The organism is Planomonospora sp. ID82291, assembly GCF_015711645.1.
In the GTDB taxonomy this organism is placed as follows: domain Bacteria; phylum Actinomycetota; class Actinomycetes; order Streptosporangiales; family Streptosporangiaceae; genus Planomonospora.
This window is the reverse complement of sequence record NZ_JABTEX010000002.1, coordinates 707,578-733,673: the sequence shown is the minus strand read 5'-3', so window position 1 is coordinate 733,673 and position 26,096 is coordinate 707,578. Positions and strand designations below refer to the sequence as shown.

Sequence of the window (26,096 nt, the reverse complement as noted above, 5' to 3'; positions counted from 1 at the left end):
CCGCTCCCCGCGTCACGCCTCCGGCTGGACCGCTCTGGCCGCCGCGGCCTCCGGCCCCTGCGCGAGGAGGACCTCCAGGCCGCTCTCGTCGAGGATCGGCACGCCGAGTTTGACCGCCTTGTCGAACTTGGAGCCGGCGTTCTCTCCGGCGATCACGAAGGAGGTCTTCTTCGACACCGAGCCGGAGACCTTCCCTCCCCGGCCCGCCAGGGCGGCCCCCGCCTCGTCGCGGGTGTAGCCCGCCAGCGTGCCGGTCACCACGAAGGTCAGCCCGGCCAGGGTCTGCGGCGGCAGGTCGGCCGGCGGCGCGTCCTCCATCCGGACCCCGGCGGCCCGCCAGCGGTCGACGATCTCCCGGTGCCAGTCGACCGCGAACCAGTCGCGGATCGCCGCGGCCACCCGCGGGCCGACGCCCTCGACCGCGGCGAGCTCCTCCTCGGAGGCCGCCATGATCGCGTCCATCGAGCCGAACTCGGCGGCGACGGCCTGGGCGGTGGGCGGGCCGACGTGCCGGATGGAGAGCGCCGCCAGGACCCGCCAGAGCGGCCGGTCCTTGGCCTTCTCCAGCTCCTGGAGCATCTTCTCGGCGTTCTTGCTGGGCGTGCCGTTCTTGTTGGCGAAGAAGGTGACGACCTTGGCCGCACCGGTCTCCGGGTCGGTCTTGGGCAGGCCGGTGTCGATGTCGCGGACGACCGACTCGATCGGCAGCAGCCGCTCGATGGTCAGGTCGAACAGGTCGGCCTCGGTACGGACCGGCGGCTCGTGCGGGGGCAGCGGCTGGGTCAGCGCGGTCGCCGCCACGTAGCCCAGGCCCTCGACGTCGAGGGCCTTGCGCCCGGCGGCGAAGTGGATGCGCTCGCGGAGCTGGGCCGGGCAGGCCCGGGTGTTGGGGCAGCGCAGGTCGGCGTCGCCCTCCTTCTCGTAGGCCAGCTCGGTGCCGCACTCCGGGCAGTGCGTCGGCATGGTGAACGCGCGCTCGGTGCCGTCGCGCAGCTCCTCGACCGGCTTGACGATCTCCGGGATCACGTCACCCGCCTTGCGCAGCACCACGGTGTCGCCGATCCGCACGCCCTTGCGCGCGACCTCCGAGCCGTTGTGGAGCGTGGCCCGCTCGACCGTGGAGCCCGCCACCACCACCGGCTCCATGACCCCGAACGGCGTGACCCTGCCGGTGCGGCCGACGCCCACCTGGATGTCGAGGAGCGTGGTGTTGACCTCCTCCGGGGGGTACTTGTAGGCGATCGCCCAGCGCGGCGCCCGGCTGGTGGAGCCGAGGTTGCGCTGGATCTCGACCCGGTCGGCCTTCACCACGACGCCGTCGATCTCGTAGGCCGGGTCGTGGCGGTGCTCCCGGTAGAACTCGATGAACGCGTTGACCCCGTCGAGGTCGTCGACGACCCGGTAGAGGTCGCTCACCGGCAGGCCGAACTCCCGGAGCCGGTCGTAGACCTCCGACTGGGCGCGCGGCCGCTCGCTCCCCTGCCACACGCCGACCCCGTGGACGATCATCCGCAGCGGGCGCCGGGCGGTGATCCGCGGGTCCTTCTGCCGCAGCGAGCCCGCCGCGGAGTTGCGCGGGTTGGCGAACCGCGCCCTGCCCGCCTCGGCCAGCCGCTCGTTCAGCCGGGCGAACTCCTCGACCGGGATGTAGACCTCGCCCCGGACCTCGACCAGGTCGGGCACGCCGTCGCCGGTCAGGCGGTGCGGGATGTCGGCGATGGTGCGCACGTTGGCCGTCACGTCGTCGCCGACCCGGCCGTCGCCCCGGACCACCCCGCGGGCCAGCCTGCCCTTCTCGTAGACCAGGGAGATCGCCAGGCCGTCGATCTTCAGCTCGCACAGGTAGGGCCCGGGGTCCTGCTCGGCCAGCCGTTCGATCCGCGCCTGCCAGGAGGCCAGGTCGTCGGCGTCGAACGCGTTGTCCAGGCTCTCCATCCGGCTCAGGTGCTCGACCGGCGTGAAGTCGCCCGAGATCGGCGCGCCGACCTTCTGCGTCGGCGAGTCGGGGGTGCGCAGCGCGGGGTGCTCCTCCTCCAGGGCGTGCAGCTCGCGCATCCACGTGTCGTACTGCGCGTCGCTGGCGGTCGGCGCGTCGAGCACGTAGTAGCGCCAGTTGGCCTCCTCGACCAGCTCGCTCAGCTCCGCGTGCCGCTCCAGCGCCGTCACCGGAACGCCCTCGACCTCTACGCCCATCGCCTGCTTCTCCCCTCGTCGGACCGGCCAGGGAGAATCTATCGCCGGGCACCGACATCCGGCCGCGCCCGGACCGTCGTCCTATTCGCCCGGGTCCTCGCGGAGCACCCGGGCCGCCTTCCGGCACGTCGCCAGCGCGGCCCTGGCGTAGGCGGGCGAGGCGCCGGCCAGGCCGCAGGCGGGGGTGAGCACGACCTGGGAGGCCAGCGTCGCGGAGGGGAAGCCCAGGCGGCGCCAGAGCTCCACCGCGGGCCGGGCGACCTCCCCGACGTCGGGGAGCGGGGCGTCGGCGCCGGGCACGACCCCGAGGAGGAACGCCGCCCCGGCCTCGACGGACTCGCCGATCGCGTCCTCGTCGCGCCGCCGCAGCAGGGCGGCGTCCAGCGAGACGCCCCGCGCCCCCGCCTCGCGCAGGACCCGGAAGGGCACGCCGGGGGCGCAGCAGTGCACGACCGGGAAGGCGCCCTCCGGGAGCACCGACCGGAGCCGCTCGGCGACCACCGGCGCCTCGACGGCGCGCAGCCGGCCGAAACCCGACGCCGTCGGCACCGTGCCGGCGAGCACGCCGGGCAGGCCCGGCTCGTCGAGCTGGACGACGACCTCCGTCGCGCCCGGCACCCGCTTGCGGACCTCGGCGAGGTGCAGGGCGAGCCCTTCGGCGTAGGACGCCACGAGGTCGCGCACGGCTCCGGGGTCGGCGAGCGTCCGGTCGCCGTGGCGCAGCTCGACGGCTCCGGCCAGGGTCCACGGCCCGCACACCTGGATCTTGAAGGGGCCCGCGTACCCCTGGGACGCCTCCTCCAGGCCGTCGAGGTCGCGCAACAGGTGGTCACGGGCCCGCTTGGCGTCCCGGCCGGGCCTGTCGGTGAAGCGCCAGCCCGAGGGCCGCACCTCCACGGGCAGCTCCACCAGCAGGGACGCGGCCCTGCCGACCATGTCCGCGCCGACGCCGCGCGCCGGGAGCTCCGGCAGGTACGGCAGAGCGGGCAGCTCGCCGAAGACGACCCTGACCGCCTCGGCGTGGTCCTCACCCGGATGCGACCCGACGCCGGTCGCGGCCGCCTCGTCCCACGGAAACACGTTCACGACGGTCAGCTTAGGCCCGGCGGACGACCTGGGACGATCACCCCGCCCGGCGACCGGGGCCCTCGATGCTCCGGCACGACCCGGAACGTCCGGCTTCCCGATTCGTTAGGAAACGAAACATGAAATACCGACGAAGCGGGTGATGGGGACGAGACAGATTTGCTTTGATGGTACTAGATCAACCCATAGACGCTTATATCGATAGCGGGGCTGGAAGGAATTTCATGGGCGATTTACACCCATTGCTGCCTAGTGATCCGGAACGTATCGGTATATACGTTCTGGTGGGGCGGTTCTCCCCCGATCCTGGGCAGGCCGTCTACCTGGGTCATCTGCTGGACGACGACACACCCCGTGTGATCCGCATGCTGGCCCCCTGCCCGGATGCCGATCCGCAGGCCCGGGAGCGGATCACCAACGGTCTGAACGCGGCCAGGCGGGTCTCGGGAGCCCACACCGCCCGGCTGATCGAGGCGGGCTGGTTCGACGACGTGCCGTACGTGGTCCGCGAGCACGTCGACGGGCGTTCGCTCCGCGAGACGGTGGCCGAGGACGGACCGCTCACCGGGGACGCGCTGGAACGGCTCGCCGTGGGCACGCTCAACGCCCTCACCGCCGTCCACATGTCCGGAATCGTCCACGGCGGGCTCACCCCCGACACGGTGCTCCTGGGTCCCGACGGCCCCCGGGTCTGCGACATCGGCCTCGGCGCGGCGGGCTCCGAGCCGGACTACGTCGCGCCCGAACGCCTCCGGGCGGGCTTCCCGCCCGGAGGCGTCCCCGGCGCCGTCGGCGCGTCCCCGGCCCCGGCTCCGGGCACGGCTCCCGCCCCCGTGGCGGCCGCGAAGCCCGCCGACCTGTTCGCCTGGGCCGCCACGGTCGCCTACGCGGCCACGGGGCGGCCGCCCTACGGAGGCCGGCCCGAGCTGGTGCTGGAGGGGCCCGCCCATCTGGACGGCATCCCGGCGACGCTCCGCCCGCTCATCGCGGCCTGCCTGGACAAGCGCCCGGAGGCCCGGCCGGACGCGGGAGCGGCCATGCTGCGGCTGCTCGGCGAACGCCCCGAGGACCGCGTCCTGTCCGCCGTACCCGTCCCCCCGGAGCACCGTCCGGTCCTCCCCGGCGACGACCTGCGGGGAGAGGTCGTGCCGGGTGCCGCCGGGCAGCCCGGTGTCGGCGCGCCCCCGCCCGCCCCGCCCCAGATCTGGGGCGCGCCGCCCCTGCCGGGGGATCAGGCGCCGCCGGCGAACGTGACGGTGCTCACCGCACCCGTCAAGGAGCGGCCGAAGACCGGAGGGCTCTCCCTCCTGCTGGCGGTCTGCGTGGGCGTGGTCGCCCTGCTGTCAGGGCTCGGCGTCTGGGCCGCGGGCAATTACACCTCCCTGGAGAACGCCGGGCGGACGGCCGCCGACGGGGCCGATCCCCGGATCCCGCTGGAACTGGCCGGACGGGGAGAGGACCAGGGCACGGACGGTGGCCAGGGATCGGGTACGGGGCAGGGCACCGGGGACGCCCCGGTGAACCGGGTCACGGTGCCCTGGGGGACGACGCCGGAGCCGCGGGAGGGCGACGTCGGGCCGCTGCAGCTGCCCACCGACGTCCCCGCCGTCCCCACCGGCGCACCCGTTCCGACGCTGAGCTCGCTCACCCCCCCGCCGGTCCCCGTCCCGTCGACCGCGGCGCCGCAGCCGACGGACCGGTCCGGCACGCAGCAGACCCCCACCGCCGCGCCGGCCGCCTCGGCCACCACGACGCAGCAGCCGCCGACGCCGCAGCCCACGGTGACCCTCACGGTGACGCCGCAACCGGCTCCGGAGTCCCCGCAGCCCACGGACTCGCCCGTGCCGTCGCCCTCGGTGAGCCCCACGGCGAGCCCCACGGTGTCGCCCTCGGTGTCACCGTCGGCGCTCCCCACGGTGTCGCCCTCGGTGGCGCCCTCGGCGCTCCCCACGGTGTCGCCCTCGGCGCTCCCCACGGTGGCGCCCTCGGCAGGTCTCACGGTGACCCCGTCGGTGACGCCCACGGCCAAGCCGACCGCCCCGGCCAAGCCGACGGTCACGGCCAAGCCGACGGTCACGGCCAAGCCGACGGCCAAGCCCACGGCCACGGCCAAGCCGACGGCCACGGTCAAGCCGACCGCCCTGGCCCCCACGGCCAAGCCGACGGCCAAGCCCACGGTGCCGGCCAAGCCGACCGCCCCGGTCCCCACGGCCAAGCCCACCGCGGACGGCTCGATTCCCACGTGGAACCCGCCCAGCACGGCCAAGCCCACCGCCACGGGGTTCGACCCGTCGCAGCTCATAACGTTCCGTAGCCCGCAGGAGATCTGCGGAGCGGGGTACGTCCCGCAGCGCTCCCTGTCGTTCACCGGCGGGACGGTCCACCAGCTGCACAACGCGTCCACCGGGAACACCTGCGTCGTCACCGTCAAGGGCGCCGACGCGGGCAAGGCGGGCCCGCTCTGGGCCACGCTCGACGTGCAGGGAGGCGGTTCCCTGAGCGGCAGGGGCTCCGAGGGCCACGCCGGACCGGTCGTCCTGCCCGCCAGGGGCAAGTGCGTGCGCTTCTCCGGCGGCGGCCCCGGCGGCCAGACCTCCTCGGACTGGGGGAACTGCGGCTGATCCCGTCCTGAGGGCCCGCTCCGGGCCTGAGACCGCGACGCCCCTCCCGGACGGCCCCCGCCTCCGGGAGGGGCCTTCCGGCCGTTTCCGCGGTCCCTCTTCCGGAACCCGCGGGGACGGCGCCCGATCGAGTTCGGCGGGCGGCCGTACCGCGGCCGTCCGCACGGAGGTGAGGATTCCGTGATCACAAGGCTCGCCGCGGGTGCGCTGGCGCTCGCGGTCGTCGCCCCGTCCGCCGCGGGGAGCACGGCGGGCGGGGCGACGGGCGGGGCCGCGCGCTCCGACTGCACTCCGCAGCGCGGGACGACGAGCATCGGCGAGTCGTGGGCGCAGCGGCGCCTGAACCTGCCGGAGGTCTGGCGGCTCACCAAGGGCGTGGGGGTGACGGTGGCGATCGTGGACAGCGGCGTGGACACCCGGCACCCGCAGCTGAAGGTGGCCTCGTCGGTCGACCTCACCGGCACGCACGACTACGACTGCGTCGGGCACGGCACGGCCGTGGCGGGCATCATCGCGGGAACCGAGATCCGGGGGGTGCCGTTCACGGGCGTCGCCCCCCGCGCCAAGCTGATCTCGATCAAGCAGACCAACGAGAGCAACGGCGACGTGGGCAAGCTGGCCCAGGGGATCGTGCGCGCCGTCGAGCTCGGCGCGGACGTGATCAACGTCTCCATCCAGGCGGCCGACCAACCGGACCTGAAGGCCGCGGTCGACTACGCCCTGGCCCAGGACGTGGTGGTGGTCGCCGCGGCGGGCAACGTCCAGCGGGCCGACGGCTCGGCGGCGCCCGCCTACCCGGCCGCCTACCCGGGCGTGCTCTCCGTCGGTTCGGCGGGCCCCGAGGGCGGCAGGGCGGGCTCGTCCAACGCGTCGACCCCCGTCTCCGTCCTCGCCCCCGGCACCGCCGTCACCGCCCCCTGGCCGGGCCGCGCCTACCGGGAGGACCTGGAGGGGACCAGTTTCGCCGCGCCGTACGTCGCGGGGGTGGCCGCGCTGGTGCGCGCCCGCCATCCCGGGCTGGACCAGGTGCGGGTACGGCGGCGCATCGAGCTGACCGCCGACGGCGCCTCCGGTTCCGGCACCGGCGCGGGGATGGTCAACCCGCTGCTGGCCGTGTCCGCCATCCTGCCGGAGACGGTCGCGATCGCGCCGCAGGACCCCGCCCCGCTGCCGCCCGGCGCGGTGCGGCCGGCGCCCGCCGAGGACGTCCAGGGGATGGCGATCGCGGGCCGGGTGGCCCTGTTCTCCCTCTCCGCGGCCGTCCTGGCCGTCCTGGCCGGGGTGGTCGTCCCGCTGGGCCGGCGGCGCGGATGGCGGCCGGGCGGCCGGCGCCCCGCCGCTCCGTCCGGCGGACCGCGGCGCGCCCTCCTCTGACCGGAGCCCTCCGCCCTCGGCACGCCCCTCCGAACAGAGCGCCCCACCCCGTCACCGCGTACGGCTAGGCGGAAAAGCCGCTGCGCCTCTCGAAGTCCCGGCGCGCGCCGCCGAGCAGCTCTCCCAGGCTGGGCAGGCCGCCCAGGCGCAGCCCGTCCATCATCTCGTCCTTCGCCCGCGCCGCGGCCTCCTCCGCGGCCGCGACCGCCGCGACGACGGCCTCGCCGAGGGAGGCGCCGTCGAGCCGGCGCTTGCTGAGCACGTGGATCTCCAGGTCGAGGAGCGAGCCGACCGCGTCGACCGTGGCGACGACGCGTCCTTCGTCCGCGGTCCCCCGGAAGCGCCCGGCGCTCCACCCCTCCACCGCCGCCTCCATGCCCGCGAGCGCCTCGGGGAGCCGCTCGACGAGATCGAGCAGTTCACGCTCGTCCACGGTCACGCCCCCCTCAGCAGCGCGTCGAGGGCCGGCGCCAGCGGGTCCGCCGGGACGCGCACGCCGTCCGGGTCCGCCGGGTCCGGTGGCCGCGTGCCGGTCGTCTCGGCGAGCGCCTCGGCCAGTTCCGCCCCGGCGGCCTCGCGCGCCCGCCCGATCGCCTCCACGACGGCCCGTCCCAGCTCCTCGTGGTCGAGGTCGCGCATCGCCCGGGCTCCGACGGTGACGGCGAGCAGCCGGCCCGCCCCCGACACCCTCACCCGGATCCCGCCGCCGGCCGCCTCCGCCTCCACCTCCCGCCCGCTCAGCTCGCGGAGCGCGCCGGTCAGCCGGTCGACCTGCTCGCCGACCTCCCGCAGGAGGCCCGCGACGTCATCCCCGCGACCGGCGGCGAATGCAGCGATCTGCCCTGTCCGTTCCATCTCCCGCCCGTCCCCGCTCGTCCGGGACGCGCCCCTCATCTGTGCTGCGGGGCGCGCTTCCAGTAGTCGTCGTTGATGTTGCCGGGGTCGGTCACGCCGGAGGGGATCCCCAGCTCCCGCGCTCCCCTGTCCGGGTCCCCGCCGGTCCAGAAGGCGGCCCGCAGCTCGTTCAGCTTGAGTTCGAGCTTGTTGAGCTCGGTCTCGTAGCCGTTGTAGACGTCGGCGAACTGCTTGACCAGGTTGCCCAGGCCGCCGGCGAAGGTCGCCACGTAGGCCATGAGGGCTCCCCTGGCGACCGGGTTGGTCCCGCTGAGCGCCGTGAGCGTCTTGAAGATCGGCGCGGAGGCCGCGTAGATCGCGAAGACCGAGAGGTCGTACTCCAGGACCTCCTTGTACTGGCCCTGCATGGTGGTGCTCATGTCGCCGGAGACCTTGTTCAGCACACTGAACAGGCCGTTGGTGTTGAAGCGCAGGTGCGTCTGGAGCGCCTGCTTGGCCTCGCCCTGCCAGTTCGGGGAGACCTCGTCGAAGTACCCCCGCCACAGGTCCGCCCGGCCGCCCTCCAGCCGCTGGGAGATCTCCTTCCAGGTGTCCCTGCGGTTCGCGAAGAGGAAGGGGTTGCCGATGTTCGCGGTCGCGGCGACGTCCAGGGCCAGGGCGGCGGCGCCCACGCCCGACATCACCATGGCGGTCCGGGTCGGCTGCCGCAGCACGTTCAGCGATCCCACCAGCTTGCGGAAGAAGCCCGGGTCTGTCCGGGCCTGCCCGACCGGCGCGGCCGGCGCCACCTGCACGGTCCGCTGGACCGCGCCGCTGCTGTTCGTGACGTACAGCGTGCCTCCGGACTTCGGCCTGTCCGGGAGCAACGGACTCTCGCTCACCGATTCCCTCTCGCCTCGTTCGCCCGCTCCACCTGCACGTACGTGGCGGCCACCCGCATCAGCCGCTCGGCGTCCGAGCCGAGGGTCTCCCGCAGGATCTTCGCGCCGTCCGCCCAGGTGTCGGCGACGGCGTTGAGCCGGTTGACGAAGAGCAGGCCGACGAGGGGGACGCCCGCGAGCGGGACGAGGTTCCACCCCTCGAAGCGCGGGGTGCCGTCCACCGTGCCCTGCACCTCGGTGGCCGCCGCCCCCGTGATTCCCGCGAACTTCTCCAGGTGCCCGGCGGCCACCTCGTATCCGGGCTGCTGAGGAGCCAATCGACCCGCCTCCGACATCGTCTCCGCACCGTCTGGCCGTCCCCGGACCGGCCGGGCCGCGCATCGCGGCGCGTACGGCCCGGCAACGGCCCGGCAACGGCCCCGAGACTACGAGGCCCGTGTGAACGCCCGGCGACCTGCGGATGTCCGCGGGCTTTCCGGCCGCTTCCCCGAGCCCTGCGACCGCTCCCGTCCCCGCGGCCCGGCGGCCCCCTTCCGCCGGTCCGGCGCCGGCCCGGGAAGGGAAGAAGATCCCTTTTCCGTCTCGGACGGGGCAACTCCTTGATCGCGCTTCTATGCTGTCGGCTATCGCGTGTCCGGCGAGACGGAGGTGGAATGCAGACCCGTCGCGATCTCTACCAGGCCTACCGGCTGATGACCCAGCGGCTGGGCACGGCTCTGCTGCAGGGCGAGCCGGATCTACCCGAGTCGCCGATGCGCCGGTACAACGTGGCGATGTTCTGCGCCGTCCTGGCCGCCGTCCTGGTGGCGGTCGTCTTCGGCGTGCTGGGACTGCTGCGCCCGGGCGGCGCGACCGCGCTCACCGAACCCGGCACGGTCCTCGTCGAGGAGGAGTCGGGCGCGACGTTCGTCTACAGCGCCCCGCAGCGGCGGATGATCCCCGTCGCCAACGTGGCCTCCGCCCGGCTGCTCCTGGGCACGCAGGACGCGAAGGTCCGGACGGTGACCTCGGCCTCGCTCGCCCGCTTCACCCGGGGCACGCTGGTGGGCATCCCGGGCGCGCCGGAGTCGCTGCCCGCGCCCGGCCGCCTGGTCCGCTCCCCGTGGTCGGCCTGCGTGGTGGAGGGCACCGACGCCGCCGGCGCGCGCAGGCCGTACACGTCCCTGATCGGCGGCTTCGAGGTCGGGGGGCGCCCGATCGGGCAGGACTCCGCCATGGTGGTCGAGGAGGGCGGACAGACCTGGATGCTCTGGTCGAACCGGCGGATGCGGGTGGCGTCCGACAGCGTGCGGGCGATGCCGGAGGGAGGGCGCCGGCAGGTCCCGGCCGCCTGGCTCAACGCGCTGCCCGCCGGGCCCGACCTGCGCAGCCCGTGGATCCCGGGGCTGGGCCGCGCGATGCGCGGGCCGGACGGCCGCACGGCCGCGGCGGGCCGGGTGTACACCGTGCCGCCGGCCGTCGGCGGCCCCGCCAAGTGGTACGTGCTGCTCCCCGACGGGCTGGCGAGCCTCACCCCCGTCCAGGCGGACCTGCTCCTGCAGAACCCCGCCACCAAGAAGGCGTACGGCCGCGCGCCGGTCCGGGCGATCACGCTGGACGCCGCGACCGCGAACGCGACGCGGGTCTCCAAGACCCGCCTGGACGCCACCGGGCTCCCCGAGACCATGCCGAAGGTCATCGAGCCGGACCCGGCGGACCCGCTCTGCGCCGTCTACTCCGGCACGGCGCGCGGATCGGCGCAGGCGACGCTGACCGTCGAGAGCACGGTACGGATCCCCGCGCCCCCGAACGAGCGCTTCGACCAGGCCACGGTCGACCAGGTGGTGCTCCCGCCCGGCTCCGGCGCGCTCGTGGGACTGCTGCCGGGGGACGGCCGGCTGGACGCGGTGCGCTCGCTCTACCTGATCGGCGACCAGGGGCGGCGGCACGCGATCCCCTCACCGGAGGCGCTGCAGAGCCTCGGCTACGCCGACGGGGACGTCGCCCCGCTCCCGGCCCACCTGGTGCACCTGATCCCGGAGGGACCGGCGCTCGACCCGGCCGCCGCTCGGGTGCCGGTGCGGGTCGAGCAGCCGGCGGCGGCCCCGGCCCGGCCGTAGCCGGAGCGGGGCCGTAGCCGGAGCGGGCCGGGACCGGGGCCCGGGCGGGGCCCCGGCCGCCGCGGTCCCGGGTGGTCAGGAGGGCATGCCGGGGAAGACGAGCCCTCCCGGATTCGGGTTCATGTTGGGCAGCTCGGACTTCTTCAGCCCGGCGGCCGGGTCGTAGGTCAGGCCGGCCTGGCTGAAGTCCGGCGTCCCCTCGGGCATGGCCTTCATCCCGACGAACAGCTTGCCCATGTTGGCGTGGAGGACGGCCACGCCGTAGAGGATCGCCGCGACCTTGCCGACGGTCAGCCGCTTCTTGCCGACCATCGACTTGAGCGCCTTGTCGATCGTGTTGAGCACGCCGTTGAGCGCGATCTCGAAGGCCACCTTCCCGCCGGGGTTGGCGAGGAAGACGATGGAGAGCGCCGCCAACGACTGCAGGATGACCGCGACGGACATCGCGATGATCGCGCCCACGTGGTAGACGAGGGCGGTCTGCTCCAGGGCGTCGCTCATGCCCCTGCGGAGGTTCTGCGCGTTGCCCAGTTCCTCGTTGAACTTCATGACGGCCTCGTCGAACGCCTTGAAGGCCTCGCCCTCCCACTTGCCGTCCTTCTTCAGCCGCTCCTTCAGCGCGGTGATCTCCCGCTTGAGCCCGTCGAGATCGGCCTGGTCCCACTCCTTGGCCGCCGTGCTCATGGCGCCCGGGTCGGAGACCAGCAGACCGAGCGTCGCGACGACGGAGTACGCCAAGGGGCGCCTGAGGACTCCGGCCGCGATGACCGCCAGCGCCACCGCCGCGTAGTACATCTGCTTGTCGTTCTCGTACGCCATGCCGTCAGCCTCCCGTCCCGCCGTGTCCCGCCCGGATCACGGCTCCTGCCCGATCACCGAGGGGGCGACGTCCTGGTCTCCGCCCCAGACCCCCTCGTCCTCCGAGAGCCAGGTGGTCTGGTCGCGGTCGCGCTCCTGCTCGCCCGCCCCGGCGCCGCCCATCGGCATCATCGGCATCATCGGCATGCCGCCGTTCGCACCGGCCCCGCGCACGCCCGCCTGCAGGCCGCCCGGCCCGCCCGGGAGGCCGCTTCCCGTCCCCGCGGGGAACGCCCCGCTTCCCCGGCCCGCCGTGCCCGGCCCGCTCTGGTCGCCCGTCCAGGTCACGGTCTCCGGAACCGTGAACCGCGGCACGGACGGCCCGGCGGGCGTATAAGCGGACAGGTCCGTCCGGCGCGGGTCGATCGCGCCGAGATCCTGCCCGGGCAGCCCGGTCGCCGTCTGGCCGGGCAGCCCGGGGACCTGGCCGTCGAGCCCTCCGCCTCCGGGGAGGCCGCCGGTTCCCGGCAGACCGCCACCCGGCAGGCCCCCTCCCGGCAGATCCGAACCCGGCGCGCCGCCGCCCGGCAGACCGCCACCCGGCAGATCCGAACCGGGCAGACCGCCACCCGGCAGATCCGAACCCGGCGCGCCGCCTCCCGGCAGACCGCCGCCCGGCAGGCCCCCGCCCGGCAGACCGCCCGGTAGATCCGAACCGGGCAGACCGCCACCCGGCAGGCCCCCGCCCGGCAGACCGCCCGGCAGACCGCCCGGTAGACCGCCGGGGAGGTCCGGCTTCGGCAGCGTGCTGTAGTCCTCGGCGGCCTTGTAGGTGCTGCTGGCCGATTCGAGAGCCGTCCGCCACGACGCCAGCACCTCCTTGGCCGCGTCGAGGGAGGAGGCGGCGTTCTCCCGGACCTGGTCGTGCGCCGTGTGCAGCCCGAAACCGACCACGCCGAACCCGGGGAACGGGACGCCGATCGTCTTCGTCCGGTCGGAGACGTTCTCGATCGTTCCGGCGTGGGTGTCGTAGTCCTTCCCGAGCGCCTTCAGCTTCTCGTCGCTGAAGGAGACCCCCGGCCCGTTCAGCCCGTAGTCTCCGAGCGTCTGTCCGCCGCCGGATGATCCGCCCATCGTCCCCCCCTCCGCAGCCTCCGCGGGCCGTCCCGGCCCGCGAGGTCCGTGATCATGTCACCCGTTCAGGCTACTGTCGCGGCGCACCGCCGTACAGATCACCGTGGAACGGACGGCGGCCGGCCCCGTCCGGGAAGGGCGTCCGGCCCCCGCCCCCGGAGCGGCCGTCCCGGCCGGTTCTCAGCCGTCGGCGGGCCGCCCCGGCCCTCCCGCCATGCGCCGGTTCATCTCGCGGGCGAACGACTCGTGGTTCCGCGTCATCCGCTTCTCCACCTCGCCGAAGTCGGAGCCGGAACCGGGAACCGACAGGCCCGCTCCGGCGAGCAGCTCGCGCGCCCGGCGCTCGCCGTCCTCCTGGGCCGAGCGGATCGTGCTCATCAGCTCCTCGGCGAGGGTACGGCTGTCCATCCGCATCACCCGCGGGTTGAGGTCGATCCGCTCCACCCGCCCGGTCGCGTCGGTGACCACGTCGATCAGGTCCCCGGCCCCGGTGCCCCGCCCCCGGATCCCGGCGAGCTCCTCCTGCACGTCCGCCAGACGGCTCATCGCCTGCTCAGCATCCCGGATGACGCGGTCCAGGTCATCGGGGTCGAAGTTCTCCGGATCGAAACCGGAGGGATCGAAACGGGGTTCGGACACGCGTACCCTCCCGGCACCGAGCGATCATTGACCGCCCAGATCTCTCTCATATCGGACGTATCGCAAGATACTATCCCGCCAGATGAATTCTTCCCTAAGACTGAGAAGCCATCAGTCAAAGGCGGACATTTGTAGCGTAGGGAGATTTTCGTATGAGTCAGGACAAATACGTCACTTCCACCTGCATCTCCAACATTCAACGGAATCTCGATGACAAGGTCCTGCCCGCGCTCCGCGACCTCAGGAAGGACATCGACAGCACCGGCGTCGGTCTCCCCGGGTTCGGTCTCCTCGGCATGGTGTTCGGCGGCAAGTACGACGGCGTGCAGGAGGACGTCCGGAAGATGACCGACGAGGCCGTCAGCACCGTCGAGGCGTGGGTCGCCGCGCTGGAGACCATCAAGCGGAACTGGCGCGCGGCCGAGGAGAACAGCACCGTCGTCTACAGGTGACAACCCCGAGGAGCACCGGAACATGCGTGTGACAGCCGGCAACGCCGCAGCGGCCTCCACCCAGGCCATGGACGCGTTCAAGAAAGCGGTCCCCCGGGCTCCGGGCCTGGCGGTGGCCGTGGGCATCCTGCTCACCGCCGTCGCCAACGTCCCCGGCATGGGCGACGCCAAGGCCAACTGGAACGCCCTGGCCAAGGTCCTGGAGGTGGAGTACCCGAACCTGATCGGCAACGCCGTCTTCCTGTCCCGGGCCGACTGGATCGCCGACGACCGCGAGGCGTTCCTGAACGCGGTGGCGGTGTTCGGCGGCGACCTGCAGAAGTTGAGCGGTCTCTGCTACAACCTGGAGGGCCAGGTCGACCAGGTCCGTGACGCCTTCAACTACTACTGGCTGGAGGCGGCGGCCCTCGCGGCCACCGTCCTCGGCTACGTGACGGCCGCCCAGGCCATGAAGGCCCTCCCGCACCTGAGATTCGCCTCCGAGGTGTGGCTCCAGAAACTGGTCGCCCTCACCAACTGGCTCGTCGCCCAGAACACGAAGATCCTCGTCGCCTTCCTCGGCGTGGCGGGGACCACCTTCGGCACCGCCACCCAGTCCCTGGGCCAGATGTTCAACATCAAGCCGACCGACGGCGTCGCGATCGACTTCAAGCGGGCGGTCATCTCCACCGAGCCGCCCTCGCTGCGGGTGGCCCCCAAGCGCGAGCTGCCGGAGCCGTACCAGGCGGACCCGCCCAAGAAGTGACCCGCGGCACCGGCCCCCGGTGCGGCCGTCCGCCGGCGTCCCCGGCGGACGGCCGGGCGGACCGGGCGGACCGGCAGGAAGGACCGGCCGACGGCCGCTCCCCCGGCCGTCAGCCGATCACCGGCGGGATCGTGTCGCCGCCGCCGCCCCAGACGTCGTCGTCCTCCAGCAGCCAGGTGCCGTTCTCCGGGTCCCGCTCCTCGCCGCCCCCCGCGCCGCCCTTCGCGGCGGCGCCCATCGGCATGAACGGCGTCATCGGCGCGCCGCCGCCCGCCTTCACCCTGTTCCCGGCTCCCCCGGCGCTTCCGGCGCTTGCGGCTCCCCCGGGTCCGCCCGCGGCGCCGAAGGCCCCGCCGGGGAAGGCCCCGCCTCCCGGTCCGGCCCCGGGCCCGGCCGCTCCGGAGGGGCCGCCGGGGAACTGGGCCGTCCCCGGCAGGGAAGGCGATCCGGGCATCGAGGGGTCACGCAGGCCGGCGAGCGTCGTCGCGGACGATCCCGGCGCCGGGACGCCGGCGTCCGGCGCCCCGGGGAGGCGCGCGGCGGCGTCGCCCGTGTTCACCGCCCCGCCCGCACCCGTCCCCGCAGGACCCGGCGGCCCCGCCGTCCCCTCCGGGAGCGGGTGGACCAGCCCCGACGGGTCCAGACCGCCCGGCACCGCCCCCCCGTCTCCGGGGAGCCCTCCGAGCCCGTACGGATCACCGTCCAGACCGGGCACGGAGGCGCCGGCCCCGGACGGCCCTCCGCCCAGGAGGCCGGAGGGGAGCTTCGGGGACGGTCCGCCGGGGAGGTCGGTCGGCGTGAACTCGGGCAGGTCCACCTCCGTGGGGGTGGGCAGCGCCTGCTGGACCTCGGAGGGCAGCTCCGCGTAGAGCTCGCGGATCTTCTCGTTCACCGCGTAGAAGTGGTCCCTGGCCCGGCGCTGGACCCGGTAGACCCCGTAGAACGGGGTGAGGTCGGCCCAGTCGATGTCCCGGTCCGTCCGCGAGTCGCGGCCCTGCTGGACGACCACCTCGCGCTGCGCCCAGGCGATCGTGTCGGCGTACTTCCGCAGCACCGTGCCGGTGGCGTTCAGCTTCTCGGCGAGCTCGCGCATGGTCGCGTGCAGGAACTGCAGCTGCTTCTGCACCTCGACGCCCGCCGGACCCTTCAGGAACCCGGCCAGCTCCGCGGCCCGCGCCTTGAGCGCCGCCGCGCCGGCCTCCAGCGCCCCGTGACCGGCGGCGTAGTAGTCGCCCGCCCGCCGCACCGCGACCGGGTCGGCGCCGTCGATCCACTCCTGGATCCGCTTCTCCAGGTAGTCGAAGTAGAAGATCTCCGTCTCCTCGGTGGCCAGCGGCCCGTCCGTGGGCTTGACCCTGATCTTCTGCACGTCCGCCATGACCGTCCGCTCCGCACTCAGCGCCGGTCGCCCGGCTGACCGTAGGCCTGTTCCGCGCCGTCGTAGGACCTGGCCGACTCCAGCAGCGCGTTGACGGACTCCCCGTACTGCCGGACCAGCGCGGCGTACAGGCCGCCGCCCGGACTGCCCGGATCCCCGACGAGGACGGCGTAGGCCGAGACGATCCCCATGGAGAACTGCTGCGCGGTCTGCCACTGGCCGAGCTGGGTCTCGCTCAGCGCGCAGTGGCGCTGCAGGTCGGGCAGCGCCCCCGCGCCCGGCGGAGGGGGCGGAGGCGCCGAGAACGCGTCACCGGGCTTGTGCTCGCCCGCCGCCGCGGGCTCCGCGCCGCCCGTGGTCAGCGTCTTCAGCTCCTCCTCCAGCAGGCCCGCGATCCGCTTCACCTGCGTGCGGTCCACCTCGGCGCCGTGCTTGCGGTCGGCCTCCGTCAGGCCGGGCCAGTCTGCATCCAGTTGAAACGCCATGCCGTGCCTTCCAGGAGCCGGGCGGGGGTCAGGTGATGATCGGAGGGATCACCTCGTGGCCGGTGTTCCAGACGTCGTGCTCCTCGGTCAGCCAGCTCGTCCGCTCCTGGCCCTGGGAGTCCTCGCCGCCGGCTGCGCCGGACATCGGCATGAACGGCATCATCGGCATGCCGCCCGCCGCGGCGCCGCGCAGCGCGGGCAGGGACGTCCCGCCACCGGCGCCGGGACCGCCCAGGACCGGGGGCACACTGGTCGTCGGCCCGCCGATCCCGAGCGGGTTCGGCCGGAACACCGCACCGGACCCCGCACCGGGCCCCGGGCCGAATCCCGCACCGGGCTGCGTGGCGGTGGCCGTCGGATTCTGCACGGGCGCCAGGGACGTGGCCGGGTCGTTCGGGGTGAAGGCCGCGACCTCGGTGGTCCGGGGGTTCCCGGCCGGGTTCCCCTCCTGCCCGAGCACGGGGGGGACCGTACCGTCATCCGTGACGCCCGCGCCCGTGGACGCGCCGTTCCCGCCGTTCCCGCCGTTCCCGCCGCCGGGCCCGTTCCCGTTGCCTGGCCCGTTCCCGCCGGGATCGGTTCCACCGGGATCGGTCCCGCCTCCGGAGCCGGGGCCGCCGGGGCCGGAGCCCGGGCCGCCCGGTACGGGGTCGGCCCCGCCGGGACCGCCGCCCGAACCGGGACCGCCGCCGGAGCCGGGACCGCCCCCCGCGCCCGGCCGGCCCGAGCCGCCGGTGCCGCCGGGGTCACCGGAGTAGGCCGGGACCGATCCGCCGTTCCCCCCGGGGGGCGAGCCGCCCTCGTAGGGGCTGCCGCCCGGCGGGTACTCCACGGGCGTGTAGCCGCCGGACCCCTCCGGGATGGTCACGGTCGGCAGGTTGTACGTCACGTTCGCCGGAACGCTCTGGTAGAGCTGGACGATCCTCGTGTCCAGCTTGCGGAGCACCTCCCGGGCCGCGTGGTCGCCGTTCATGGCGGCCTGCGCCGAAGGCGTCAGGCCCGGAGCGGGTTCGTTCAGCGGCCCGATCGTGGACGGCGCGGTGGAGGGGGAGGCCGAGGCGGACGGCGACGGCGAGGCGGTGGCCGACGGCGACGGCGCCGGCCCTGGTGAGGGGTGCGGCTGCGGGTTGGGATCGACCTTCAGCCGCTCCAGTTCGTCCAGCGCCTGGGGCAGGGCGGTCCCGCCGTACGTCTGCAGGACGGAGGCCATCTGCCCCATCTTCTCGCCCAGCTCCGCGCCGGTGGCGTGCAGCATCTGCAGCGCCCGCTGGACCTCGACGGACGCGGGCCCGCTCCACGCCCCGGCGAGCTCCTTGGCGTTGCGGGCCAGGGCCTCGCGGACGGAGCCGAGGACGGCCACGCCGGCCTGGTAGGAGGCCGCGGCGGCCGTCACCTTCTCCGGCGCCGTGGCGCGCAGCCACCGCTCGATCTCCTCCTTCGACGCGGACACCTGGCCCGCGCTGGGGACCGCGCTGGCGGACCGGACGTCCAGGCTCCCGCTCTCACTGCCCACGACGACCCTCCTGTGATCGCTTCCGCCCGCCGTCAGCCACCGTTGGCGCGGCGGACCCTGTCGTACTCGTCGGCGTTGGCCCGGATCGCCTTGGCGGCGTCCTCCAGCCGGACGGCGAACATCCCGTAGACGTAGGCCAGCGTGTTCGACACCGGTCCGACGTACATGCCCGCGACGCCCTCGGGGGAGTGGTTGCGGCCGACGCTCCGGGCGAACGCGCTGGCCGCCGGCCAGGTCCCCACCTGGACCTCGGTCAGGGCGGAGTCCTGCCAGAGGCCGGTCGCCGACCCGGCCCCGCTCTTCATCTCGCCGGCGCAGCGCTCCAGGTCCTCGGCGACCTTCCGCATCCGCGCGACGTCGAACTCGGTCCCCGTCACGTAGTTGTGCACGCCGGGCCAGTTCGGATCCGGGGAGAGCTCGTTACCCATCGTTCTCCTTGAAGACTTCCGTGAAGACTCCGAAGACTCCTCGGCCGACCCCCGCCGTGGCGGCCCGCGGAACGCACCGGCCGGGCGCGACCGCCGCGTCCCGCGGCGGCCGTGCGGAGCCCGGCCGGTGCGCCGCCCGGGTCAGCTGTCGGACCAGATCGCCCGGTTGCGCGCCTCGGCCGCCTTGTAGTTCTCGTTGGCGGTGCCGAGGGCGACGGCGGCCTCGTTGAGCTGGCGCCCCATCTCCTGCTCGGCGGCGTCCCAGATCTTGCGGTGCTCCTCGAAGAAGTCCGCGGCGTCGCCGGCCCAGCTGTCGCCCAGAACCGTCTTGAGCTTGGTGATGAGGTCGTCGGTGGCCTTGTCCATGTTGGTGACGACCTGGAGGAGTCCCACCTGGGCCTGCTCCATCTGCACGAAGTTGACCTTCGTATAGTCGGACACTGTGCTCTCCGTCCTTGCCGTGGAGGGATCGTGAGGGGAATGCGGGGGTGAGCGGGCCTCAGGTCACCGGGCGCCGGTGTTGATGAGGGCGTCCACCCTGTTCATGCCGCTCTGCACGTCCTGGTCGGCCGCGCTGTAGGTGATGGAGTTGTCGCCCATCTTCTGCGCGATGGACTCCAGGTCACGCCGGACGATCATCATCTGCTCGTCCCACTTGGTCATGGCCTGCAGGAACCTGGCCGACGCGGTGCCCAGCCACCCCGTGGCGGTCAGCTCCTGCGCAGTGGTCTGCACGCCCTTGCGGAGACCCTCGATGTACTGCGCGGTGTCGACGACGAGCTCCGACGCCTGCTTGATCTGTGCCGGACTGGCACCGAAGAAATCCGCCACCGGTCACCTCCGTGACATAGGACCTGCTTGCCGGTCGCGGCCCAGCCTCCGTGCCGGTCGGGTGACCCGATGCCGCATCACCGACACGACGGACTGCTTCCGCGAACATCATCACCAGGCATGCTAGTGATCTCTCCGGCCCTGGATAACAAGAATGCATATTACGGACAGATAACTTTGCCGTCTATTGCGGCAAATGTCACACTTGTGGCATATATCTGTAAAAACAGTGCAATAGCGTTAGCTTCTCCTCTTAGCTGTCGTTACAGCCCCAAACGGTGACGAATACGGTCAAGTTCGCCCATAACATCGTTGATGGTGCGGTCGTAGGCCGCCTCCATCTCCTTGACCCGGTCCTGCAGCGCCTCCGGGTCGCGGGCCTCCCGTGACAGGCCGCCCGGCCCGCCGAAGGCCTCGTCCATCAGGTCCTCGAACCGCGTGTTGAAGTCCCCGGCGGCGGCGCGGACCGTCGCCTTGATCATCTCCGCCAGCTCGCCCGCGCTCAGCCGCATCGCCTTGGGGTGGAGCTCCAGCTCGCTCAGTCCCTGGCTGCCGTACTCCACCGCGACCAGGCCGCTCTCGTCCTCGGCCCGCCCGACCAGCTCGGCCACGGCCTTCTGCACGCCCTGCACCTGGTCGAACCGCATGTTCAGCAGTTTGTCGACATCGATGTTCGCGAAATCCCCGAACTCGGCCGTCATCGCTCATCCCTCCTCGTGGACGCCGCCGCGTCCCGCGGGCCGGGGCCCCGGTCCGGCGGCACGCCGGATTCTCCTCCCCGCGCCGCGGCACGTCCGCGGGCGCGGGCCGTCCTCACCCCGCCAGGCCGCGCACCCAGGCGTAGACGTCCAGCACGCCGAGGGCGAGCGGGAACAGCGCGACCACGAGCAGGACCTCGATGATGTCGCCGGCCCGCCCCCAGAACGGCGACGGCCGGCCCGACGGGAGCCACAACCCCAGGCCCGCGGGGACCGCGGCGGCCCACAGCAGCGCCACCACCACGGCGATCGCCGCACCGCCGCCGCCGGTGACCGCCTGCCCGACCGCGAACGCCGCGAGCCCGGCGACCGCGGCGAGCGTCAGCCAGAGCCGCTGGCCGAGTCCCTGGAAGACGCGGGCCCGCATGACGAGCGCCGCCGCCAGCACCAGCGCCGTGGCGATCGCGATCCAGCGGCCGTCCAGCAGCAGGTACGCCTGGGTGACCAGCGCCGCCAGCGCGATCCCGGCCACCATCCCGGTCGCGTAGCGCTGCGCCCGGCCGGTGCGCTCCCGGATGGCCTCGCCGTCGACCCGCTGGTTGTCGGCGCGCAGTTCCTCGGCGTTGGTCGGCATCGCCGGCATCGGCAGCCGGGCGATCCGGAACGCCAGCATCGGGACCGCGGAGCCGAGCGCCAGCAGGATCGAGGCCGTCACCGCCGCCACCCCGGCGGGGGAGGCGTCCGAGAGCATCACGATCCCGGCCGCCGCCGCCCCGGCCGCCGCGGCCACGCCGGTCCCCATGAAGCCCGGCACGCCGTCGGCGATCGCGATCCCGCCGGCGGTGGCCGTGAAGACGGTGACGGCGAACGCCGACAGCAGGTGCGGCGCGCCGAACCCGCCCGGGGAGTCCGCCAGGCCGGCCGGGGCCAGCAGTCCGGCGAGGAAGCCGTACGGCAGGGCCGCGTAGCCGATCAGCGCGCCCGCCGCGGAGTCGCCCAGCGCCCGCGAGACCGCGCCGCCGGCGCCGACCAGCAGGAGCGCCAGCACCCCGGCGAGCACCGCGGGGACCGTCCAGGGAGGCCCGGCGGCCACCAGCGCCACCGTCCCGGTCAGCAGGAGCGCCATCGCGGCCCCCAGCCCGGTCAGCCGGGTGTGCCGCTTCTCCCAGTTGCTCGGCCCCTCCTTGACGCTGGTGGCGACCACGTCGGCCACGTCGTCGAAGACCGCCGGGGGCAGCACCGCGTCGCGGGGGCGCAGGTAGAGCACCTCGCCGTCGAGCACCCCCAGGGCGCCCAGGCTCTGTCCGAGGTCGAGGGGGGCGCCCCCGATCCGCTGGAGCACCCAGACGGGGACCGCGGCGGCGCCGCCGCCCGTCTCGCCCACCGCCTGCAGCAGGCCCGGCAGGATGTGCGGCAGCGGGATGTCCGCGGGCAGCGCCAGGTCGGCCTTCACGCGGGGGGCCACGATCGTGACGTGGCACAGCGGCGGCAGCGGCGCGGCGGACCGGACCGCCACCCCCTGCGGTCCCGGTCCCTGGACGGGTGGTTGACTCAGCGGTAGCACAGCCGTTTCCCTCTCCCGTGGGCATCACGAATATCACCGACATAGGGGATATCTCGGATATGGCCGATACGGTAGCGGCACAATGTGGATCACGCGCGGCGGTCGGCCGTCAGGCGCCGCCGGGCCGCGCCGGTGGACGCGTCCGCCGGCGGCGGGAAAGACGTCCGGGCACAGGAGGGCATTTCCAGGGTGAGCATCGTCGTCGTGCGGCGTCCCGAGCGCCGTCCCCCGCCCAAGCCGCCGCGGGGCGAGATCCTCCTCGAATCCCCTCCGGAGATCCCCGAGGTCCAGTCGCAGGGCTTCGCCGGGGTGATGACCTACCTGCCCATGCTGGCGGGCGGCGCCGCCATGGGCCTGATGTTCACCGCCGGGGGCAACGCCAACCCGGTCATGTACGTCGCCAGCGGCCTGTTCGCGCTGTCCATGGTCGGCATGACCGTCGGCCAGCTCGGCCGCCAGTCCGGGGAGCGCAAGTCCCGCCTCAACGGCCTGCGCCGCGACTACTTCCGCTACCTGTCCCAGGTCCGCAAGCGGGTACGGCGCGCCGCCGTGCAGCAGCGGGAAGCGCTCGAATGGAGCAGCCCCGCCCCCGACTCCCTGTGGTGGATCGCCATGGGACCGCGCCTGTGGGAGCGGCGGCCCCGCGACGACGACTTCGGCACCGTACGGCTCGGCACCGGCGTGCAGAAGCTCGCCGTGCAGCTGATCCCCCCGGACTCCAAGCCGGTCGAGGACCTCGACGCCCTCTCGGCCGGCGCGCTGCGCAGGTTCGTCCGGACGCACTCGACCGTCCCGCACCTCCCGGTCGCCGTGGCCCTGCACTCCTTCGCCCGGATCCGGCTGACCGGCGACCCGGTGGCCGTCCGCGCGCTGGTCCGGGCGATGGTCGCCCAGATGGCCGTGTTCCACTCCCCCGACGACCTGCGGATCATGATCTGCGCGGGCGACGAGTGGATGGCGCAGTGGGACTGGGTCAAGTGGCTGCCGCACGCGCTGCACCCCGAGGAGGCCGACGCCGCGGGCCAGGCCCGGCTCATGTCCGGCACCCTGGCCGACCTCGACCGGCTGGTCGGCGAGGACCTGAAGGAGCGCGCCCGCTTCCGGCCCGGCGCCTCCGCCGACGCCCTGCCGTACCACGTGCTGATCGTCGACGGCGGGCACATCCCGCACGACTCCCAGCTCGGCGCCGACGCCATCCAGGGCGTGACCGTCATCGACCTGTCCGGGACCGCCGGCGCCGTGGAGGAGAAGAGCACGCTCCGGCTGGACGTCCGGCCGGACGGCTTCTTCATGATCAAGGTCGACCACGCGGGCAAGGAGAGCTCGACCCGGCTGGGCGACCCCGACCGGCTGGACTTCCTGCGGGCCGAGGGCCTGGCCCGGCAGCTCGCCCCGCTGCGCGCCTCGACCGCCCGGGGCGGCGAGGAGCAGGACGTGCTCACGGCGAACACCTCGCTGACCGACCTGCTCGGGGTGGGCGACCCGGCCCTCCTCGACCCGGCGGTGGTCTGGCGGCCCCGGGCCGGGCGCAACCGGCTGCGGGTGCCGATCGGCCTCGGCGGGGACGGCCGGGTGGTCGAACTCGACATCAAGGAGTCGGCGCAGGGCGGCATGGGCCCGCACGGCCTGGTCATCGGCGCCACCGGCTCGGGCAAGAGCGAGCTGCTGCGGACCCTGGTCCTCGGCCTGGCCATGACCCACTCGTCGGAGATCCTGAACTTCGTCCTGGTCGACTTCAAGGGCGGCGCCACCTTCCTCGGCCTGGACTCCCTCTCCCACGTCTCCGCGGTCATCACCAACCTGGAGGACGAGCTCCCCCTCGTCGACCGCATGCACGACGCGCTGCACGGCGAGATGGTCCGCCGCCAGGAGCTGCTGCGCGCCGCGGGCAACTACGCCTCGCTGCGCGACTACGAGCGCGCCCGCGAGCAGGGCGTCCCGCTGCAGCCGCTGCCCACCCTGTTCGTCGTCATCGACGAGTTCAGCGAGCTGCTCGCGGCCAAGCCCGAGTTCATCGAGCTGTTCGTGATGATCGGCCGGCTGGGCCGGTCGCTCGGCGTCCACCTGCTGCTGGCCTCCCAGCGGCTGGAGGAGGGCCGGCTGCGCGGCCTGGACACCCACCTGTCCTACCGGGTCGGCCTGCGCACCTTCTCGGCGATGGAGAGCCGGGTCGTGCTGGGCGTCGCCGACGCCTACGAGCTGCCGCCCGCTCCCGGCAACGGCTACCTCAAGTTCGACACCACCGGGATGACCCGGTTCAAGGCCGCCTACGTCTCCGGCCCCTACCAGGCGGACCCGCACCAGGGGGCGGCGGGCGCGCACGGGCCCGTCCGCCAGGTCGTGCCGTACGGCCCGGCGTTCGTCCCGTTCCCCGTCGTCGAGGAGCCCGCCGGCCGGCCGGAGGCGCAGGACGGGCCGCCGGACCGGGCCGGCGGCGGGGACGGCGGGACCGGCGGGGACGGCGGCAGGGACGCCGCCAGCCTGCTCGACGTCGTGGTCGGCCGGCTGCGCGGCCAGGGCCCTCCCGCCCACCGCATCTGGCTGCCCCCGCTGGGCGATCCCCCCACCCTCGCCGACCTGCTCCCGCCGCTGTCCGTCACGCCGCAGCTCGGCCTCACCACGGCCGGCTGGGCCGGCCGTGGCCGGCTGCACGCCGTCGCCGGCGTCGTCGACCGGCCGTTCGAGCAGCGCAGCGATCCGTTCTGGCTCGACCTGTCGGGCGCGGCCGGCCACGTCGGCGTCGCCGGCGGGACGCAGAGCGGCAAGAGCACGGTGCTGCGCACGCTCATCACCGGCATGGCGCTCACCCACACGCCGCGCGAGGTCCAGTTCTACTGCCTGGACTTCGGCGGCGGCTCGCTCGCCTCGCTGGAGGCCCTGCCGCACGTGGGCGGGATCGCCACCCGTCTGGACGCCGACCGCGTGCGCCGTACGGTGGCCGAGATCGCCGCCCTCCTGCAGCGGCGCGAGCGGGACTTCGCCGCGCAGGGCATCGAGTCGATCGCCGCCTACCGGCGGCAGCTCGCCGACGGCGCGATTCAGGGCGACGGCTGGGGCGACGTCTTCCTGGTGGTCGACGGCTGGCTGACCGTCCGGCAGGAGTTCGAGACGCTCGAACCCGTCATCACCGACCTGGCCGCGCGCGGCCTCGGGTACGGCATCCATGTGGTGGCCGCCACCAACAAGTGGTCGGAGTTCCGCCCCGGCATCCGCGACCTGTTCGGCACCCGGATCGAGCTCAAGCTCGGCGACGCCTACGAGTCGGAGGTCAACCGCAAGGCCTCGCTCGCCGTGCCCGAGGGCGTGCCGGGCCGCGGCCTCACCAAGGAGGGGCTGCACTTCCTGTCGGCGGTCCCCCGGATCGACGGCGTCCGCAGCGCCGAGGACCTGCCGGCCGGGGTGCGCGCGCTCGTCCAGGCGGTCAGGGACGCCTGGCAGGGCCCCGCGGCCCCGCGGGTGCGGCTGCTGCCGGCGGTGCTGCCCGCCGAGACGCTGCCGGGAACCGAGCAGACCGGGAGCCGGATCCCCATCGGCATCGACGAGGCGTCCCTCTCCCCCGTCCTGGTGGACTTCGACGCCGACCCGCACTTCATCGTGGTGGGCGACACCGAGAGCGGCAAGTCCAACCTGCTCCGGCTCGTCACCGAGGGACTGGTCGCCCGGCGCACGCCGCAGGAGGCCATGATGATCGTGATCGACTACCGGCGGTCGCTGCTGGACTCGGCCGCCACCGAGCACCGCATCGGCTACGCCGCCTCCGGAGCGGCCGCGCTCGAACTGGTCAACGACGCGCGCGCCGCCCTGCTCAAGCGGCTGCCCCCGGCGAACCTCACCGCCGAGGAGCTGCGCTCCAGGAGCTGGTGGCAGGGATCGGACCTGTACATCGTGGTCGAGGACTACGACCTGGTGGCGACCTCGTCCAACCCGCTGCTGCCCCTGGTCGACCTGATCCCGCAGGCCCGCGACATCGGACTGCACCTGGTCGTGTCGCGGGCGATGGGCGGCGTCGGCCGGGCGATGTTCGACCCGGTCATCCAGCGGATCAAGGACATGGCCTCCCCGGCCGTCATCCTGTCCGGCAACAAGGACGAGGGCACCCTGTTCGGCAACGTGCGCCCGCACCCGCTCCCGCCCGGCCGGGGCTACCACACCGACCGCCGGCACGGCGCGCGCCTGGTGCAGACGGCCTTCCTCGCCCCCCCGCCGCCGCCCGGAACCGCCACCGAGACCGGGACCGGAACCGCCACCGAGACCGGGACCGCCACCGAGACCGGGACCGGGTAGCGTCGGCGTGCTCCCCGCCGCCGGGTGAGACGTCCGGC

The 26,096-nt window shown here is 74.0% G+C and carries 23 protein-coding genes; 6 read left to right on the top strand and 17 right to left on the bottom strand.

Annotated elements, in window-relative coordinates:
* Positions 1 to 12 precede the first annotated feature (12 nt).
* Complete coding sequence (ligA, locus tag HS045_RS14285; RefSeq protein WP_196451846.1) at positions 13 to 2,193, bottom strand: NAD-dependent DNA ligase LigA; 2,181 nt, start codon at positions 2,191 to 2,193, stop codon at positions 13 to 15.
* 81 nt (positions 2,194 to 2,274) lie between these two features.
* Positions 2,275 to 3,279 (bottom strand): methionine synthase, encoded by a 1,005-nt coding sequence (locus HS045_RS14280; RefSeq protein WP_307827523.1) that lies wholly within the window; start codon positions 3,277 to 3,279, stop codon positions 2,275 to 2,277.
* A 284-nt stretch (positions 3,280 to 3,563) separates the two neighbouring features.
* Between HS045_RS14280 and HS045_RS14275 the strand changes: the two genes are divergently transcribed.
* Both HS045_RS14275 and HS045_RS14270 read left to right on the top strand, forming a co-directional pair.
* Positions 3,564 to 5,900, top strand: a complete 2,337-nt coding sequence (locus tag HS045_RS14275) for a serine/threonine protein kinase (protein WP_307827522.1) — start codon at positions 3,564 to 3,566, stop codon at positions 5,898 to 5,900.
* 180 nt (positions 5,901 to 6,080) lie between these two features.
* Positions 6,081 to 7,274, top strand: a complete 1,194-nt coding sequence (locus tag HS045_RS14270) for a S8 family serine peptidase (RefSeq protein ID WP_196451844.1) — start codon at positions 6,081 to 6,083, stop codon at positions 7,272 to 7,274.
* 64 nt (positions 7,275 to 7,338) lie between these two features.
* Here the strand turns inward: HS045_RS14270 and HS045_RS14265 are convergent, their stop codons facing one another.
* The 4 genes from HS045_RS14265 to HS045_RS14250 are packed head-to-tail and all read right to left on the bottom strand — an operon-like array spanning position 7,339 to position 9,327.
* Positions 7,339 to 7,707, bottom strand: coding sequence for a YbaB/EbfC family nucleoid-associated protein (locus HS045_RS14265; RefSeq protein ID WP_196451843.1), 369 nt, complete (start codon positions 7,705 to 7,707; stop codon positions 7,339 to 7,341).
* 2 nt (positions 7,708 to 7,709) lie between these two features.
* Complete coding sequence (locus HS045_RS14260; protein WP_196451842.1) at positions 7,710 to 8,129, bottom strand: YbaB/EbfC family nucleoid-associated protein; 420 nt, start codon at positions 8,127 to 8,129, stop codon at positions 7,710 to 7,712.
* Positions 8,130 to 8,164: 35 nt separating this feature from the next.
* Entirely contained in the window at positions 8,165 to 9,010 is an 846-nt protein-coding gene (locus HS045_RS14255; RefSeq protein ID WP_196451841.1) for a hypothetical protein, read from the bottom strand.
* Positions 9,007 to 9,327, bottom strand: coding sequence for a hypothetical protein (locus HS045_RS14250; protein WP_196451840.1), 321 nt, complete (start codon positions 9,325 to 9,327; stop codon positions 9,007 to 9,009). Before HS045_RS14250 ends, HS045_RS14255 begins: the two co-directional genes overlap by 4 nt.
* A gap of 336 nt (positions 9,328 to 9,663) precedes the next feature.
* Between HS045_RS14250 and eccB the strand changes: the two genes are divergently transcribed.
* Complete coding sequence (gene eccB, locus HS045_RS14245) at positions 9,664 to 11,109, top strand: type VII secretion protein EccB (protein ID WP_196451839.1); 1,446 nt, start codon at positions 9,664 to 9,666, stop codon at positions 11,107 to 11,109.
* 75 nt (positions 11,110 to 11,184) lie between these two features.
* Here the strand turns inward: eccB and HS045_RS14240 are convergent, their stop codons facing one another.
* The 3 genes from HS045_RS14240 to HS045_RS14230 all read right to left on the bottom strand — a co-directional run bounded on the left by HS045_RS14240 (position 11,185) and on the right by HS045_RS14230 (position 13,680).
* Entirely contained in the window at positions 11,185 to 11,928 is a 744-nt protein-coding gene (locus HS045_RS14240; RefSeq protein WP_196451838.1) for a WXG100 family type VII secretion target, read from the bottom strand.
* Positions 11,929 to 11,964: 36 nt separating this feature from the next.
* A complete protein-coding gene (locus HS045_RS35855; protein WP_196451837.1) occupies positions 11,965 to 13,041 on the bottom strand; it encodes a hypothetical protein in 1,077 nt (358 codons plus the stop codon).
* Between the two features lie 180 nt (positions 13,042 to 13,221).
* Positions 13,222 to 13,680 carry a YbaB/EbfC family nucleoid-associated protein gene (locus HS045_RS14230; protein WP_196451836.1) on the bottom strand — a complete coding sequence of 153 codons (459 nt, stop codon included), beginning with the start codon at positions 13,678 to 13,680 and terminating at the stop codon, positions 13,222 to 13,224.
* Between the two features lie 152 nt (positions 13,681 to 13,832).
* On the opposite strand from HS045_RS14230, the gene HS045_RS14225 reads away from it, so the two are divergent.
* Together HS045_RS14225 and HS045_RS14220 are read left to right on the top strand one after the other, a co-directional pair.
* Positions 13,833 to 14,132: a hypothetical protein gene (locus HS045_RS14225; protein ID WP_196451835.1), complete on the top strand. Its 300-nt coding sequence runs from the start codon at positions 13,833 to 13,835 to the stop codon at positions 14,130 to 14,132.
* A gap of 22 nt (positions 14,133 to 14,154) precedes the next feature.
* The gene (locus HS045_RS14220) at positions 14,155 to 14,877 is read left to right on the top strand and encodes a hypothetical protein (protein WP_196451834.1); all 723 of its coding nucleotides are present in this window, start codon (positions 14,155 to 14,157) and stop codon (positions 14,875 to 14,877) included.
* A 109-nt stretch (positions 14,878 to 14,986) separates the two neighbouring features.
* On the opposite strand, the gene HS045_RS14215 is transcribed toward HS045_RS14220, so the two are convergent.
* From HS045_RS14215 to eccD, 8 genes are all read right to left on the bottom strand, one after another.
* The gene (locus HS045_RS14215; protein WP_196451833.1) at positions 14,987 to 16,255 is read right to left on the bottom strand and encodes a hypothetical protein; all 1,269 of its coding nucleotides are present in this window, start codon (positions 16,253 to 16,255) and stop codon (positions 14,987 to 14,989) included.
* A gap of 17 nt (positions 16,256 to 16,272) precedes the next feature.
* Positions 16,273 to 16,740, bottom strand: a complete 468-nt coding sequence (locus tag HS045_RS14210) for a hypothetical protein (RefSeq protein ID WP_196451832.1) — start codon at positions 16,738 to 16,740, stop codon at positions 16,273 to 16,275.
* A 28-nt stretch (positions 16,741 to 16,768) separates the two neighbouring features.
* Complete coding sequence (locus HS045_RS14205; RefSeq protein ID WP_196451831.1) at positions 16,769 to 18,253, bottom strand: WXG100 family type VII secretion target; 1,485 nt, start codon at positions 18,251 to 18,253, stop codon at positions 16,769 to 16,771.
* Positions 18,254 to 18,285: 32 nt separating this feature from the next.
* Entirely contained in the window at positions 18,286 to 18,681 is a 396-nt protein-coding gene (locus HS045_RS14200) for a hypothetical protein (protein ID WP_196451830.1), read from the bottom strand.
* Between the two features lie 141 nt (positions 18,682 to 18,822).
* Positions 18,823 to 19,122: a WXG100 family type VII secretion target gene (locus tag HS045_RS14195; protein ID WP_196451829.1), complete on the bottom strand. Its 300-nt coding sequence runs from the start codon at positions 19,120 to 19,122 to the stop codon at positions 18,823 to 18,825.
* A 63-nt stretch (positions 19,123 to 19,185) separates the two neighbouring features.
* A complete protein-coding gene (locus tag HS045_RS14190) occupies positions 19,186 to 19,512 on the bottom strand; it encodes a WXG100 family type VII secretion target (RefSeq protein ID WP_196451828.1) in 327 nt (108 codons plus the stop codon).
* Positions 19,513 to 19,775: 263 nt separating this feature from the next.
* On the bottom strand, positions 19,776 to 20,213 hold the full coding sequence (locus tag HS045_RS14185; protein WP_196451827.1) for a YbaB/EbfC family DNA-binding protein: 438 nt from the start codon (positions 20,211 to 20,213) through the stop codon (positions 19,776 to 19,778).
* A gap of 112 nt (positions 20,214 to 20,325) precedes the next feature.
* Positions 20,326 to 21,726, bottom strand: coding sequence for a type VII secretion integral membrane protein EccD (gene eccD / locus HS045_RS14180; RefSeq protein WP_307827521.1), 1,401 nt, complete (start codon positions 21,724 to 21,726; stop codon positions 20,326 to 20,328).
* A gap of 237 nt (positions 21,727 to 21,963) precedes the next feature.
* On the opposite strand from eccD, the gene eccCa reads away from it, so the two are divergent.
* A complete protein-coding gene (gene eccCa / locus HS045_RS35850) occupies positions 21,964 to 26,058 on the top strand; it encodes a type VII secretion protein EccCa (protein WP_196451825.1) in 4,095 nt (1,364 codons plus the stop codon).
* Positions 26,059 to 26,096: the final 38 nt, after the last annotated feature.